Source organism: Pontibacter silvestris (genome assembly GCF_020907275.1).
GTDB classification, from domain to species: Bacteria; Bacteroidota; Bacteroidia; order Cytophagales; family Hymenobacteraceae; genus Pontibacter; species Pontibacter silvestris.
In genome coordinates this window covers 93,279-108,724 of record NZ_JAJJWI010000018.1, presented here as the reverse complement: position 1 = coordinate 108,724, position 15,446 = coordinate 93,279, and the positions used below count along the sequence as shown (strand labels likewise).

13 protein-coding genes and 1 tRNA gene are annotated in these 15,446 nt (G+C 42.1%); 6 read left to right on the top strand and 8 right to left on the bottom strand.

Annotated features, from left to right (window positions below; genetic code table 11):
* Positions 1-389 precede the first annotated feature (389 nt).
* Positions 390-463: transfer RNA gene (locus LN995_RS16160), tRNA-Arg, on the bottom strand.
* Between the two features lie 66 nt (positions 464-529).
* Complete coding sequence (locus LN995_RS16155) at positions 530-1,249, bottom strand: TVP38/TMEM64 family protein (protein WP_229962119.1); 720 nt, start codon at positions 1,247-1,249, stop codon at positions 530-532.
* A gap of 165 nt (positions 1,250-1,414) precedes the next feature.
* On the opposite strand from LN995_RS16155, the gene LN995_RS16150 reads away from it, so the two are divergent.
* A complete protein-coding gene (locus LN995_RS16150; RefSeq protein WP_229962118.1) occupies positions 1,415-2,557 on the top strand; it encodes a cystathionine gamma-synthase in 1,143 nt (380 codons plus the stop codon).
* Positions 2,558-2,647: 90 nt separating this feature from the next.
* A complete protein-coding gene (locus LN995_RS16145) occupies positions 2,648-3,169 on the top strand; it encodes a DUF6141 family protein (protein ID WP_229962117.1) in 522 nt (173 codons plus the stop codon).
* A 79-nt stretch (positions 3,170-3,248) separates the two neighbouring features.
* On the opposite strand, the gene LN995_RS16140 is transcribed toward LN995_RS16145, so the two are convergent.
* Both LN995_RS16140 and LN995_RS16135 read right to left on the bottom strand, forming a co-directional pair.
* Positions 3,249-3,959: an OmpA family protein gene (locus tag LN995_RS16140; RefSeq protein ID WP_229962116.1), complete on the bottom strand. Its 711-nt coding sequence runs from the start codon at positions 3,957-3,959 to the stop codon at positions 3,249-3,251.
* A gap of 775 nt (positions 3,960-4,734) precedes the next feature.
* Positions 4,735-5,133 (bottom strand): NUDIX hydrolase, encoded by a 399-nt coding sequence (locus LN995_RS16135; protein ID WP_229962115.1) that lies wholly within the window; start codon positions 5,131-5,133, stop codon positions 4,735-4,737.
* Positions 5,134-5,315: 182 nt separating this feature from the next.
* Here LN995_RS16135 and LN995_RS16130 point away from each other — a divergent pair, with 182 nt between their 5' ends.
* Positions 5,316-6,356, top strand: a complete 1,041-nt coding sequence (locus LN995_RS16130) for an isoaspartyl peptidase/L-asparaginase family protein (protein ID WP_229962114.1) — start codon at positions 5,316-5,318, stop codon at positions 6,354-6,356.
* 110 nt (positions 6,357-6,466) lie between these two features.
* On the opposite strand, the gene LN995_RS16125 is transcribed toward LN995_RS16130, so the two are convergent.
* Together LN995_RS16125 and LN995_RS16120 are read right to left on the bottom strand one after the other, a co-directional pair.
* Positions 6,467-6,823, bottom strand: a complete 357-nt coding sequence (locus LN995_RS16125) for a SpoIIAA family protein (RefSeq protein ID WP_229962113.1) — start codon at positions 6,821-6,823, stop codon at positions 6,467-6,469.
* A 92-nt stretch (positions 6,824-6,915) separates the two neighbouring features.
* Positions 6,916-7,329 carry a DUF5329 family protein gene (locus LN995_RS16120; RefSeq protein ID WP_229962112.1) on the bottom strand — a complete coding sequence of 138 codons (414 nt, stop codon included), beginning with the start codon at positions 7,327-7,329 and terminating at the stop codon, positions 6,916-6,918.
* 139 nt (positions 7,330-7,468) lie between these two features.
* Here LN995_RS16120 and LN995_RS16115 point away from each other — a divergent pair, with 139 nt between their 5' ends.
* From LN995_RS16115 to LN995_RS16105, 3 genes are all read left to right on the top strand, one after another.
* Positions 7,469-9,394 carry a hypothetical protein gene (locus LN995_RS16115; RefSeq protein ID WP_229962111.1) on the top strand — a complete coding sequence of 642 codons (1,926 nt, stop codon included), beginning with the start codon at positions 7,469-7,471 and terminating at the stop codon, positions 9,392-9,394.
* 275 nt (positions 9,395-9,669) lie between these two features.
* The gene (locus LN995_RS16110) at positions 9,670-10,179 is read left to right on the top strand and encodes a DUF421 domain-containing protein (protein ID WP_229962110.1); all 510 of its coding nucleotides are present in this window, start codon (positions 9,670-9,672) and stop codon (positions 10,177-10,179) included.
* Between the two features lie 80 nt (positions 10,180-10,259).
* The gene (locus LN995_RS16105; protein WP_229962109.1) at positions 10,260-10,922 is read left to right on the top strand and encodes a hypothetical protein; all 663 of its coding nucleotides are present in this window, start codon (positions 10,260-10,262) and stop codon (positions 10,920-10,922) included.
* Positions 10,923-10,974: 52 nt separating this feature from the next.
* Here LN995_RS16105 and trxA read toward each other — a convergent pair whose 3' ends face one another.
* Together trxA and dnaE are read right to left on the bottom strand one after the other, a co-directional pair.
* Positions 10,975-11,301, bottom strand: coding sequence for a thioredoxin (gene trxA / locus LN995_RS16100; RefSeq protein WP_229962108.1), 327 nt, complete (start codon positions 11,299-11,301; stop codon positions 10,975-10,977).
* 412 nt (positions 11,302-11,713) lie between these two features.
* A complete protein-coding gene (gene dnaE, locus LN995_RS16095; RefSeq protein WP_229962107.1) occupies positions 11,714-15,337 on the bottom strand; it encodes a DNA polymerase III subunit alpha in 3,624 nt (1,207 codons plus the stop codon).
* Positions 15,338-15,446: the final 109 nt, after the last annotated feature.

The window sequence follows — 15,446 nt, the reverse complement described above, 5'->3', positions numbered from 1 at the left end:
TAGTTCTAAAATTGGGGAGCCGACAAACGCATGTGAGAATGACAGACAATGATTGTTTATTCTCAAATTATATTCAACTAAACTGTAGAGTCTATATCATTTAAATGCTGAAGGCTTAAGAGAAAGCTTCTGATAGATTTTATACCTAACATATATGAAGGGGTTAGGAGCTTCTAAAGCTGGTCTTATATGTTCTACATCATGATAAAAAAGGCTATCCACACCAGGTAGCCTTTTTATTTTATTCGTCTTATTTACAAAAATTATAATTTGTAAAATTTAACTATAGAAACATTAAGCGAAGGACAATAAGTGGTGAATTTGTGTGGTGAATATAAAATAAAATGCCGCTAAGGTATTGAGTCTTAGCGGCATTAAGTGTAAAAGTGTGGTCGCGAAGGGAGTCGAACCCCTAACCTTCTGATTCGTAGTCAGATGCTCTATCCAGTTGAGCTACGTGACCATTCCGTTATTGTGATGCAAAATAACAGCGTTTTTTCTTAATACGCAAGTGCTGCTTGAAAAAAAATTAATTTTTAGTGCTGGCCCGTTTCAAAGCTTTCTTCAGGGCCCGGTCAAAAATAAAGTATAGACCAGCTATAGATATGATTATCAATACGATCATAAGCAGGCGTCCGTTACTGCCACTGTCGGGGTTTTGCAGCAAATTTATGATGTCATTAGCCTTTGTTCCTATCCAGAAGAAGAAAAAAGTGCGCGGTAGCATACCGACAATACTGGCTATAAGAAATTTTTTCATACTAACCTGAAGCAACGACAATACAAAGTTCATCAGGGCAAAGGGTAGTACCGGCGAAATGCGGGTTAAGAAGATCAGGCTCCAGCTTTGGTGTTGCAGTTCCTGCATCAGCAGCCTGGATTTTTCAAACTGGTTAAGGAAACCCATCATTTTGCCATGGTCTATTACCTTGGCAATACTGTATCCTACAATTGCAGCGGCACCATATGATAAGACCACGCCAGGAAAGCCACTCCAGCCTAAGTAAAAGCCACTTACCAGTGCCACAAACGTAGTAGGTGTAAGCGCAAGCCCCATGGTAACCGACACAACTGCAAAGTAAAGCAGCATTTGCCACCACGCCAGGTTCTGAAGCAGCACTTGGTGCTGGTAGAAAAAGTAGGCTAGTGTAGAACTAACTACTACCGGTACTACCACCAGTAAAACCATCGATATAAATGTAGAGGCGTTTTCGCGTAAGAGGCTTTTCAGCCAAATAATTCTACTCATGTATCAGTTTTTCTTTGACAGATGAAAGGCAAAGGAAGGAAGTATAACCCAACAATGAAAACTTATCGTAGCCCGACTTCCGTAAGCAGTATATACTTGAGTAGTGCCATCCTTGCTAATTTTGTTATCTTGCATCATACTGATTTTTAAGAAACCATTAAAACTATGAAGTTCGGAACCAAAGCAATACATGCTGGCATAGAGCCAGATCCAGCCACAGGTGCCATCATGACACCTATTTACCAGACCTCTACATACGTACAAAAGTCTCCGGGCGACCACAAAGGCTATGAATACTCCCGCACACATAACCCCACTCGCACAGCATTGCAAAACTCGCTGGCTGCATTGGAAAATGGAAAGCACGGCTTATGCTTTGCTTCTGGCATGGCAGCTGTAGATGCTATTATTAAGCTGCTGAAGCCTGGCGATGAGGTTATCTCAACGAACGACCTGTATGGTGGCAGTTACCGCATCTTCACACGAATTTTCCAAAACTACGGCATTAAGTTCCACTTCACCAATATGGGCAACTTAAGTAAGGTAGAAGAGTTGGTGAATGAAAATACACGCATGATTTGGGTGGAGACTCCTACAAACCCGTTGCTCAACATTATTGATATCAAAGGCTGTGCCGCTATTGCTAAGGAACATAGCCTGTTGCTGGTGGCTGATAATACCTTTGCCACGCCCTATATGCAAACACCACTCGATTTGGGTGCCGATATTGTGATGCACTCCCTTACGAAGTACATGGCTGGTCACTCTGATGTGGTGATGGGGGCCATAGTTGTAAAAGACGATGACCTAAGAGACCGGCTGGCGTTTATTCAGAACGCTTGCGGTGCCACCCCCGGTCCGCAGGATTGCTTCCTGGTGCTGCGTGGCATTAAAACCTTGCACCTGCGCATGGAGCGCCACTGCCTGAACGGACGAAAAGTTGCGGAGTACCTGCGTAATCATCCGAAGGTAGGAAAAGTGTACTGGCCTGGTTTTGAAGACCACTACAACCATAATGTAGCTAAAGAGCAGATGCGTGATTTTGGAGGCATGGTTTCATTTGAGCTGAAAGGAGATAAGGTAGATGATGCAACTAAAGTACTGGAACGCCTGCATTATTTCTCTTTGGCCGAATCGTTAGGTGGTGTAGAGTCGCTCTGCGGGCACCCAGCCACCATGACACATGCCAGCATTCCGAGTGCAGAGCGTTTAAAAGCAGGCCTTAGCGATTCACTTATCCGCTTAAGTGTAGGTGTGGAAGATGTAGAAGACTTAATTGCTGACCTGGAGCAGGCAATAGGGCAGTAACAAAGAGCCTGTAAATTAATATATGAAGAGCCACCTGCTGTAGCCGTAGGTGGCTTTTTTCGTATCCTTATTTTATAAGGTGATGCAAAGATGGCAGAAACAGTGCTCTTTCAGGAAAAGCAACGGTTCAGGCAGTTGGGGCTCTGGACAGTAGTGCTTGCTTTTGCTGCTATATTCTGGGTAGGTTTTGTTTATCAGGTACTGTTAAGCGGTACTTATGGTAATAATCCTGTTTCCGATGTAGAGTTAAGTGTTGTGTTTGCTGTTGTTGGAGTGTATTTGCCTTTGTTCTTTTACAAGATGAACTTAACAACAGAGGTACTGCCGGGTATGCTGCAAGTGTATTTTTCTCCGTTCCATCTAAACCCTGTGCGCGTACCTTTGCGTTTGGTGCGCACTTATGAGAAAGTAGTGTACAGCCCCATTGGAGACTATGGCGGGTGGGGAATCAGGTGGGGGCGTAAAGGGAAAGCCTATAACATGTCTGGCAATGAAGGTGTTGAATTGTTATTCTACAACAAGAAACCATTGCTCATTGGTTCTCAAAGAGCGCATGAGCTATACCAAGCTATCAGGCAGGCAAAAGAAATGAAATCAGAAATTGGTAGCTAGCTATACCCTAAGCTGCAGATAATGAAAAAGCCAGTGACCCTGTACTGATCACTGGCTTTTACTATTGCTATAGAATTAACTAAGCCTGGATACCTAAGATTTTGTAAATCTCGGTGAAGTCAGGAGTTAAGATAATTTCAGTACGGCGGTTTTTAGCTTTTGCTTCAGCTGAGCGGCCAGTATCAACAGGCATATAGAAAGAACGACCTGCTGCAGTTACCCTATCAGGAGAAAGACCTTTCTCAGTCATCATACGAGTAATTTCTGTAGCACGAAGTACGCTCAGGTCCCAGTTGTCAGTAAGGTATCTCATACCGGTTAATACACTAACATCATCTGTGTGGCCTTCTACCATTACGCCAACTTGCTGGTTTTTAGTTAGTACGCTTACTAACTGGTCAATAGCTCTTTTGCCGTTGGTATTTACTTTAGTGCTACCAGTTGCAAAAAGAAGCTTATCAGACATAGACACATAAACTTTACCATCACGAATGCTTACATGCAGGTCACCTTGGTTGAAGCCTTGCAGAGCCGTGTTAACTTCGTTTTTCAGGTTGTCTAATACTTTCTGCTGCTCATTCATAGCACGCTCCATCTGAGCAAGCTTTTGCTCACGGTCTTTCAGGCTGGCTGTCAGCTCATCAACTTTTTGGCGGCTTGCGGCTTGTTCACGCTCAAGGGCTTCTTTACTTGCTTGAAGATCTTCGTATTTTTTAGAAGAAACACAAGAGGCTAAAAGGCTGGAGCACAGCAGCATCGATAAAGATGCTTTGAAGAAATTAACTTTCATTTTTACTTGATTTGTTGTTTATGATTAGTGATAGTTAATGAATGTCGTTAGCAAATATGATAAAATATTGGTGTTCAAGCTATAAAAAATCGAAAAACTATATATTTTGTTAGGCTTATCTAAGGTGTTCCTTACCTTTTACTATCTTGTCTAGAGTTATAATTTCTACTAACTCCTTCGTTTGAGTTGTAAAAGCAACAATCAGGCCACAAATATATTTATTTTATATATAGTTAAATCGTTGTTAAATAAAACTAATACCCAAAGGCAGGAAAACCTATAAGTAGAATGGCTTTACAAACTCAGTTGTATCTATAGATTTTGTTTTTCAATTACTTATGTAGAAATGGCCACAAAATAAAAAATATATAAAATATATAATGAGCAGAATGTGGCAGAAAAGTGAGATGGCACAAACATAAAAACTATCGCAAAAGGAAAAATCAGGCTTTCTCTTGCTGTTGTAACAGCATAAATAAGTAGTGCTGCATATAGCAGCAGGTAAACTAAGCCAAGCTCATAACATGAGCAGCTGATAGAAGTGCTTTTTTGTAACCGGCTGTGTAAGTACAGCTCTGTTACTCAAGGCCACGCCAGGTAAAATGCTACAGGAAGTAAACTATAACACAGGTTGTATTACATCTTTAAGGGTAAGGGTGGTCCCGTAAAGAGAAAGCACAAGAAATACTGCAGCAAAACCGGAAGCACAAATAATAATAGAAAAAGCTGCGATTGTTCAATTTAATACCCAGTGCAAGTTTAAGTGTGTTTAGCCTTAATCAATCAGGTACTGCTGCTTTAACCAGTCGAAAATAAGCTTGTCTACAGGAGATACCAAGTTTCGGTCGCTATAGCTTAGCCACACTACTTCTTCAATTTCATTGTTGGCTACAATGTCTCCTATGCAGGAACCTTTATAGCACTGCATTTTTACTTTTACCCCTGGTGCATGCCCATGTGCTTGAGCCTGAAATGTAGCCAAATACTCCAGTGTTTCCGGGGCCAGCGTAACGCTCAACTCTTCCTGTATTTCTCGTATAAGTGCCTGATGGTCTGATTCTCCTGCTTCGCGCTTGCCTCCAGGTATATAGTAAGTATCTTTGCCTTTGCTGCGGGTGCTTAAAATCTTTTTGTCCCGGATTTCAATCCATGCTAGTTTATCTATCAACATCATGTGGCGAATATAAGCATAAGCTGCAGAAGCTTTAGGTTAGGCGTTGTGTCTGTTCCTGATTTATTGTTTGACTGTTTGACTGTTACGTTTTCTTCTTCAGGCAAAAAGCCTAATTTAGGACTTATAAAATTACTAAGCTTGTAAGCAAACTAACCTTTACATTTTACCTTATTATACTAACCATGAAAAAACAATTACATTTCCTGTGCTTGCTTCTGTTATCCGGCTTTATAAACTTGGCACAGGCACAAACAAAGCCGGATTATAGTAAAGTAACGCTGGTGATACATGGCGGCGCAGGTACCATCACCAGAGAGAACATGACTCCTGAAAAAGAGAAGGCTTATCGCGAAGTGCTGAATGAGGCGCTGCAGACAGGTTATGCTGTACTAAAGAAAGGCGGCACAAGCCTTGATGCTGTAGAGGCTACTATACATGTAATGGAAGACTCTCCTCTGTTCAATGCAGGTAAAGGAGCTGTTTTTACAAACGAGGGTAAAAATGAAATGGATGCTGCCATTATGGATGGCAAAACCCTTAATGCCGGCGCTGTGGCCAGCATAACGACTATCAAGAACCCAATTTCGGCAGCTCGCGCTGTAATGGAGCAGTCTGAGCACGTAATGATGATTGGGAGCGGGGCTGAAAAGTTTGCCAGAGAGAAAGGCCTGAAGATTGTCGATCCTTCTTATTTCTATACAGAAACCCGGTATCAGCAACTACAGAACATCAAAGGCAAAGAGGAAACACAACTTGACCACAGTAGTAATGGCACAAGCAATAACGAAAACATCTTTATAGAAGGTAAAAAGTTTGGTACAGTTGGAGCCGTTGCTCTGGACGCTTACGGTAACTTAGCTGCGGCTACCTCCACAGGCGGTATGACGAACAAGCGCTATGGCCGTGTAGGTGATGTGCCTATTATTGGGGCAGGTACCTATGCTGATAATAATACCTGTGCTGTTTCGGCTACAGGGCATGGCGAATACTTTATCCGTTCTGTAGTTGGACACGATATTGCAGCACTAATGGATTACAAAGGCTACTCCGTTAAAAAGGCAGCAGATGAAGTTGTTATGAAAAAGCTGGTAGAGCGAAAAGGTGAAGGAGGGGTTATTGCTTTAGACAGAAAAGGAAATTTCACGATGACCTTCAACTCAGCAGGCATGTACCGGGGCTACATTAAAGAAGGTAAAAGTGATGTTTTAATCTATAAAGAATAGCTTTAACAAGTACTTTGTAGTTAGCGTCTGAAGCTGAAGAGCCTAGCTTTGTAAAAAGAAAAAAGAGACCTCGCTTAAAGTGCCTCTTTTTTCTTTTTACAAAGCTATATTTAAGATTCTAACCAGTTTATGGCTTCTGTACGCTGGCTTGTTTCAAAATATTTTACATCTGCTGAGGTAAAGGGTGAGGCTGCCGATGTTATCCAATCCAGCCATTTTTTATCCCCAACAATAACCACCTGGCTAAAGTTATTGGCATGTTTAAAGTCATATCTTATTTCTTCCCACAGAGCTTTTGCCGAATACTCGTCTACATCCTGAACTTCGGCATAAACACGTATCTTCTTGTACTGCTTTATTTTTTCTTCTAACAAAGGCAGCATGACATCATAGTCCTGCTTGTCCACTTGTCCGGAAATACGCATGGCAGCTAAATCGCCTTTCGATTCTTCTAAGAGTTGTAGCATGAGAAGTGTATTAATTATTAATCATTAATCATTAATCAGATTGCTTTAAAGTACGAGCCCTCGCAGTATGTGTTGAGTAAAACTACAGGCAGTTATAAAAGCTTTTCTTTTTCTATTTTATTAAGTTCTGTATGCAGTATATCAGCAGATTTATGTGTCTTGCCATCTGCAAACCGAATAAGATACGGTTCGCCAGACATAGACGATTTAGAGGCAAGATGTTCTATAAAGTCATCTGCATCTTTTATACGGTCGCTATGTTTATGCCATTTGGCTTGTAAATGGTCTGCTGCTTCTTTGCAGCTGTGCTCGTTACCGTTTCTTATAAAAGTGGCATCATTCATGCTGCGGATAAATTGAATAAGCTGTTCTATTTTTTGTTTTTCTGTTAATGTTTTGCTGTTAGAAGCATTTGTAACAGGTGCTGAATTTTGTTGTGCTACAGCATATTGAAGCGGGAGAGCGACCAATATTATTACCAGGCATTTTAGAACATATTGTAACATGATAGTGAAATGTTTATAAGTTATTTTTTATGATTATCGCTTAATTATTAGCAATTTTAATGCACTTAATTTCAGGCTATAGCGTTAAGCTGTGTTAACGAAAAGACCAGTATTGACTGCAAAGACTTCAACGTAATACATGAAAAAATTAGTTACACTTTTTCTTGTGCTGCTGCTGTGCCAGCAGGTTTTCGCCCAGCAAAGCATTGAAACCCGCCTGGGCTATAGTTATAACGATGATTTCGACTTCTCTGATGAGTGGCAATACCTCTCTACAGACTTATACCTATTTAACGGGAGTAAGTTTAACAGAGTATTACATGAATTAGAGACTGGTTCAAATAAAGAAAAGAAGAGGTACAGAGAACAACTTGAGTACCTTTTTATAACAGCACAGCTCAAAAACGTAAAGCTTTTTGGAAATGATGAAGTTATATATCCGCTTTACAATTTCTATATCACGAAAGACAATAATGCTACCAGTACGCAGGTAAGTGATAATATTGAGGTGGTTCGTATTATCGATAAAATGCCACTTACTTCTGCCCAGAATAGCATTGATGCTGGAATTAATGCTAAAGCTGTAACAAATGACGAAGGCGACCAAGTATTTAGCCTGGTCGCGAACCAACTGGTAAACCTGTCAAAGCTTACTACTCCAACTGGAGCCGTTATGTCTTTAGTAGGAGAGTTTGGTAATTTGTTAAGTACCCGTACCAGAAAGAAAGAATATAAATTTAGCTCTACCATTCGCCTGTACGAGGGGCAAAACTTTGATACGCGCCTACACTCTGTAAAAATTTATGTGTTTGTTCCCGGAGGTATAAAATCAGTAAACATAAAATCTGTAAAACTGACCGATTACCTTTCTAAAAACCCGAATGGCTTAAACAGGAAGCAACTGGAGGAGATGATTGGCTATAGAGATTATCCTTATATAGTAGTAGCCAATTACAAATCACTGTATAAGATGGATGTACTTACTGGCGATGAGGTAACCTTAGAACTGGTTGAAAAGCGCAAGCAGAAAGTACAGAGTGCCTATGAAGCCAAATTGGTAAACGATGAGACGTATAGGCAGGAAAAGCTGTATGTGGAGTTTTTGCGGGTATTTGCTGAAATGAAGCAAAACTTAAATACTTACCGGCTAAACTATAGAAACAATAGTCCTGAAGGCAACGCTAAAAACCTGTTTGCTATTATTCAGGAGTACAAGCGATTAAAGAGTACTTTCGATGCCAGGGAGCAGGAATTTGTTGAGGATAATACGACCTACCAGAATATCTTCAGGCATGAATATCAGGCCATACTGGATAATGCAGACTTGTATCTGGAGGCTGATCATAACCTGAAGAATGGCAAAGTGCTTGTAAACACTTTACGTGAACTGGAAAATAACCAGAAAGCCTGGGATACACCCGAAAAGCGTGAGGCATCTTTAGCCAAACTTTATGCTGTTGAGTTGCCAAGGGCAGAATTTTTATCATCATCAGTAGAGGGGGAGGCAATTATAAGGCTGATAGCCAAACTGGAAGATTTGCAATACAGGGAAGTTTTTGTGAAAGATGTACAGAAGTTATCTGAGCTTCCGGCCACAGATGAAACAGTAAATCAGCGGAATGTGCTTCAGGATAAAGCTACTGCCAGTAAGTGTCAGAACTGCCGAGATAAAGTGCGGGATGTTATCTCAGACTATAATAAACGCTACGATACTTATAAACTAAAGCAAGCCTTAAAGCAGAAAGATGAGCTTAACCAATTAGCAGATCAGGTAGTATTAAAGTTCCTGAAGCGGCAACTGTGTATAGAGAGCAATCTGCAGGTTGTGGCATCAGCTAACCAGGGCCTTGATTTGTACATGACACGTATGATTGAGAAAACAAAGGAGTTAGCAAATATCATTAAAGCACTGGATGAGCTTAATAAGAAAGAACCGGAAGCAGACAAACTTTCAAAAGTTCAGGGCTATAATTCACGCCTTCAGTATTTAATGAAAGAAGTGGAAGACACATTCAATATAATCTATACTCAAGATAAGACCTTGTGTGATTGCAATGATGTTTGATGGCTTTCAATAGTTTCAGATGTACATAAACTAAGTTACAGAAATAAAAAAGGGAGCAAATGCTCCCTTTTTTATTTCTGTAACTTAGTTTATAGTAAACAGGCAAGTTGAAAATGCTTCTTTAAACTTGTCTGTTTATAAGTTGAAAGGTAAAGTAGATGCTTTTTCAGTTTAGCGCTTTATTCTGTTTGAGTAGTTATGTGTTCGCTGACATAGCATGTGAATGCATACTTACTAGCACAAAACATTCATAATACATATCCGTTTCCAGATGTATGCAGGATTTTTTTGAGATAGCTTTTGGTTTAGAAGAACAATCTTTAACCTGGTGGCAAATGTCTCTTAGGGCCATCGGTGTTTTTGTGATGGCACTCATTATTTTGCGCATAGGCAGTGTCCGTATTTTTGGAAAGAATACTGCTTTCGACATTGTGTTAGGAGTTATTTATGGCTCTATTCTTAGCCGTGCCATCACAGGCAATTCTCCTTTCTGGCCTACTATAGTGGCAGCCTTAGTGTTAGTGCTGTTGCATAATGGTTTGGCGGCACTGGCCTATCGCACTCATTTTGGTGTTGGAGACTTTATAAAGGGTAAGCCAAAGGTTCTTATCAAAGATGGAGATCTGCAGCATGAGATTCTGAAAAGCAATGGCATCACCGATAATGATTTGCTGGAGGCATTAAGGAATTCTGGGAATGATGATGGCTTAGATATGATCAAAGCTGCTTATTTAGAACGTAGCGGGGATATTAGCATCATTCTTAAAAAGAAGAAAGGTAGTTGAGTACAAGTAAAATATAAAAGAACCCTATATTTAATGAGTGGTACATTGGTAAATTCAAAATAACCTGCTACTTTCATGTTATGAAAAAGCTGCTCATCATACTGATAGCTTGTGTGTTAGGGTCCAATATAGGCTTTGGGCAAAGCAAAACAAAACTAAAAGAGGTAATAGTAAGGCCTGGTGGGCAGAAAGTAGTGTTGGGCACCAAAAGAGAAAAAGCAGATTATGGACATGGTGGTGCTCCTAATAATCCGAAATACCAAACAGCTTATTTTATTCCTGCCAAAGGTGCATCAGGGCTAATAGATAGGGTAGGCATTTACATTTTTCAGAAGCACTCCTTCCTGGAATTTCTGAAGCCTTCTAATCCCGTGTACCTTTACCTGTACAAAGCAGATGCAAAAGATTTGCCTGGAGAGTTACTGGTGCCAGAGCCTTTAGTTATCAAACCTAAAAAGAATACGCATTGGTATTGGGTTGATATATCAGAATATAGCATTGCCTTGCCGAATGATGGGCTATTTGCTGCCGTGAGTTGGCCCAAGGCTACTAAAGAAGATAATGGACCTTATGTTGGGATGACAAACGAGTGTGATTCCTGCCCTTTTTACCTGTATCACTTTCCTTCTGAACCAAGGTGGCTCAAGGTTGATGAGAGGATGAAAAAGTCAGTTGAAAAGGGAAACAAAGAGAAGCTGAACCAGAACCTGATGGTGCGGTTGGAAGTGTCCCTTAAGAAATAGAAAAGCCTCTCCTGAATGGAAGAGGCTTTTCTTTTGCAGTCTGAAAGACTACTTATGCAATTTGTGCATCAAGTTTCTGAGATAATACATTTTTAGGCACTGCACCTACTTGTTTATCTACTACTTCACCGTTTTTGAAAACTAGTAGTGTTGGAATACTACGGATACCGAACTTAGAAGAAATCTGTGGGTTAGCGTCTACGTCAACTTTACCAATAACGGCTTTGCCCTCGTATTCGCCAGCTAATTCCTCTACAATAGGGCCTACCATACGGCAAGGTCCGCACCATTCTGCCCAAAAGTCTACTAATACTGGTGTATCTGAATTTACGATCTCATCAAAGTTCGCATCTGTAATTTCAATTGCTTTGTTAGCCATAACTTTAACGTTTATTAAGTTAAATTCTTAGTTACAAAATTAATGACAAAAAATAATAATCATTTATTTAACAAATATCTGCCCAAACTATTACAGCCTGACAAGCTGTCGTGAAGTACATTTACCTGTTATTTAATATTATACCAGTTATACTTACGGCGGAACCCGCCGATGGGTACATTTTATTTGTATAAACAAATGTCATAATTAAAAGTTTCAGAAGCAAGTGTGTGGATGAAAAGTGATTTAGGAGAAGATCTTTTAAGTGTTGAATATTGTATCTCTTTGGTAAGCAAAGTACAAGTTAAGCTGAAAGAATAGTTAACGGATGATCTCTCAAGACTAAAAACAAAAGGTATGCTACTACGGTAGCATACCTTTTCAAGAGTATAAATTATAGCTAACCTTTAGGTTATATTAACTTACATTCTCCAAAAGCCAGATCTTTAATCTGAGTCAGAAACTGTTTGGGTTCAATTCTGTATTTGCGTGAATACATTGGAATAGAAAGCTTTTCTTCCGGAACCTGTAGTGTTATTTCCAGGCGCTTCTGGCCAGGGCTAGCCACAATAGCATTCTCTAATGCATCGGCTAAGTTCTGATTAAAGAGCTGCATATTAATGTTAAGTTGAACGCCTTGTGCCATTTTATCCGTAATATCACCAAGTAGCTGGATATTAGTTGGCTTCAGTTCCCATTGGTCTTCTGTACGGTAACGTAGCTGTACCTTACCTCTAATATAGAGATACATGCCTTCTTTTAACCAAGGAGAGAACTTTATAAAGTCTTCTCCAAAGAGGGCCATTTGTAAGGTAGAGTCGTAGTCTTCAATAGAAAACAGCGCGAACGGGTTACCGTTTTTGGCCGTGCGAATGACTACTTCCGAAACCATACCCGCCACGTTTACATCACGGTTTTTATACTCGGCAATCTTATCCAGCGGGCAAGTACAGTAAGAGTCTATTTCTAGCTTAAACTGGTCGAGCGGGTGGCCCGACATATAGAAACCAACCACCTCTTTTTCGCGGCGCAGCATTTCGGCTTGTGTCCAGGGCTGTACTTCTGGTATTTTAGGCATGGGTGCTGCCACAGCGGCTCCACCACCAAAAAGCGACTGCTGCGCTGCCTGTAACTCTGCCTGATAATTGTTGCCGTAGCGTACTGCTTTCTCCAGTAAGCTGATGTTTTCGCCCTCTGGAACTTCTATAAGCTGCGCACGGTGGTACAGTTCCCACGAGTCGAAGGCTCCGGCCAATGCCATGCTTTCAAAAGTCTTTTTGTTTACGGCACGCAGGTTCACACGCTTCGAGAAATCAAAGATATCTTTGTAAAGGCCGTTCTGCTCGCGCTCTGAAATAATAGCATCCACTGCCGATTCACCTGTTCCTTTTATTGCAGCCAAACCAAAACGGATCTGGCCTTTTTCGTTCACATTGAACTTCAGCAAGGATTCATTTACGTCTGGACCTAATACCTCTACACCCTGCTTCCGCGCCTCTTCAATAAAGAACGTTACCTTTTTGATGTCGTTCATGTTGTTGGTAAGCACGGCAGCCATATACTCGGCAGGGTAGTGGGCCTTCAGATAACCCGTCTGGTAAGCCACGACAGAGTAAGCAGCAGAGTGAGAACGATTGAAGCCGTACTGCGCAAACTTCTCCATCACATCGAACACCTCAGAGGCTTTTTTTGCAGGAATGTTGTGCTTTTCGGCGGCACCCGCAATGAACTTCTCACGTTCCTCGGCCATCTTTTTCATGTCCTTCTTACCCATGGCGCGGCGCAACAAGTCGGCACCACCCAAAGAGTAACCAGCCAGAATCTGGGCCGTCTGCATGATCTGCTCCTGGTACACCATAATACCATAAGAGTATTCCAGTATCGGCTTGAGCAGCTCGTGCGGGTATTCCACTTCCTCCCTGCCATGCTTACGGTTAATGAAGTTTGGGATGAACTGCATCGGGCCTGGGCGGTACAAGGCATTCATGGCGATCAAGTCTTCAATGTTGGTTGGCTGAAGATCTTTTAGGTACATGCGCATACCTTCCGACTCGAACTGGAACGTACCAATGGTGTCGCCACGCTGGTAGAGCTGATACGTCTTTTTGTCGTCTATCGGAATCGCATCAATATCAATCTTAATGCCGTGGTTTTTCTTGATGAGTTCGATAGCATCTTTAATAATGGTCAGGGTTTTTAAGCCCAGAAAGTCCATCTTCAGCATGCCCGCACTTTCGATCACCTTACCGTCGAACTGCGTTACAAGCAGGTCAGCGTCTTTGGAAGTGGAAACAGGAATGTAGTTCGTTATATCGTCTGGGGCGATGATCACACCCGCCGCATGTATACCTGTGTTTCGTACAGAGCCTTCCAATTTCTCGGCCAGCTTCAGCACGGCTGCACGCGCATCGTTGCCTTCACGTATTGCGGCCAACTCTAAATTCTCTATAAAAGCTTTGGCGAGTGTAGTACCAGGCGTATCAGGAACCATTTTTGCCAGTTCGTTGGCTTCAGCCAATGGCAATGAAGTAGAGCGGGCCACGTCTTTTATCGACGATTTAGCCGCCATTGTACCAAAGGTGATAATCTGCGCTACCTGCGTTTTACCGTACTTCTCCACCACGTAATCAATTACGCGCTGGCGGTTTACGTCGTCGAAGTCAATATCAATATCGGGCATCGATACACGCTCTGGGTTCAGGAATCGCTCGAAAAGCAGGTTATACTTTATCGGGTCGATGTTTGTGATACCGATGCAATAGGCCACAGCAGAACCCGCAGCAGAACCACGACCAGGCCCCACGGCCACCCCTATATCGCGGCCTTTATTGATAAAGTCCTGCACAATCAGGAAGTAGCCTGCAAAGCCCATTGTTTCAATGATGCGCAGTTCGTAATCAAGGCGTTCTTCTATTTCAGGCGTAATATCTGTATAGCGCTTCTTGGCACCGACAAAGGTCAGGTGGCGCAGGAAAGCATCGGCATTGGCGTGCTCAGGCGGTATCGGGAAGTTAGGTAGCAAGATATCGCGCTTCAGTTTCGGAGGCGTTATCTTATCTACAATCTCATTCGTATTATCTACCGACTCAGGCACGTCCTTGAACAACTCGTTCATCTCGGCCTGCGTCTTAAAGTAGAACTGGTCGTTCGGGAAGCCGAAGCGGGTTTTAGGGCCAGCCTCATCAATGCGGTTCAACATCTGACGCACGCTAGCATGGTTACTATACTTGCCACGCACATTCTCCACCGTATCATAAATCACCTTCTGGTCATCCGACAGAAAGCGGTAATATTTTGTCTGGAAATCACCGACTGGAGTAGACTGATCTTCACCCGTGTTTACGCAAAGCAGGATGTCGTGCGCGTTCCAGTCGTCCTGGTCCACATAATGCGAATCGTTTGTGCAGATAACTTTGATGTTATACTTCTGCGCAAACTTCAGCAGCACCTGGTTCACATCTTCCTGGCTTTTGCCTGTGCCGTCGATGTTCTGCAGGCCGTGGCGCTGTAGTTCTATGTAGTAATCTTCACCGAACAGGTCGAGCCACCATTTCAGGTTTTCCTCGGCCTCTTCTTCGCCTTTCCAAAGTATAGTCTGCGGCAGTTCCGCCCCGATACAGCAACTGGTGGCAATCAGGCCTTTGCTATACTTCTGCAGCAGTTCTTTGTCGATGCGCGGCCATTTGCTATATACGCCTTCGATGTAGGATAGCGAGCAAAGCTTAGCCAGGTTTTGATAGCCTTCCTGGTCTTTGGCCAGCAGCAACTGGTGGTGGCGCACGTCTTTCTGCTCTTTGCTAAAGGTTTTCAGGTGGCGGTCTTTCACCAGGTAAAACTCGCAGCCTACAATCGGCTTCACGTTATACTTGTTCGCCTCGGCCACAAAGTTGAAGGCGGCAAACATATTTCCGTGGTCGGTCATGGCAACAGCGGGCATACCATCGGCCTGCGCCTTTTTCATGAGAGCACTAATGCTAGCCTGGCCGTCGAGCAGCGAGTACTGCGTATGTGTATGTAAATGCGAAAAAACTGGCAAGTTTCTAAGTATTAGAAATTAAAAAATTATGAATAAGCAATGACTTCTGTATTAGAGGAAATCTATACTTATAAGTCATTTTGGGATGTTAAAATTACGGAAAAACACG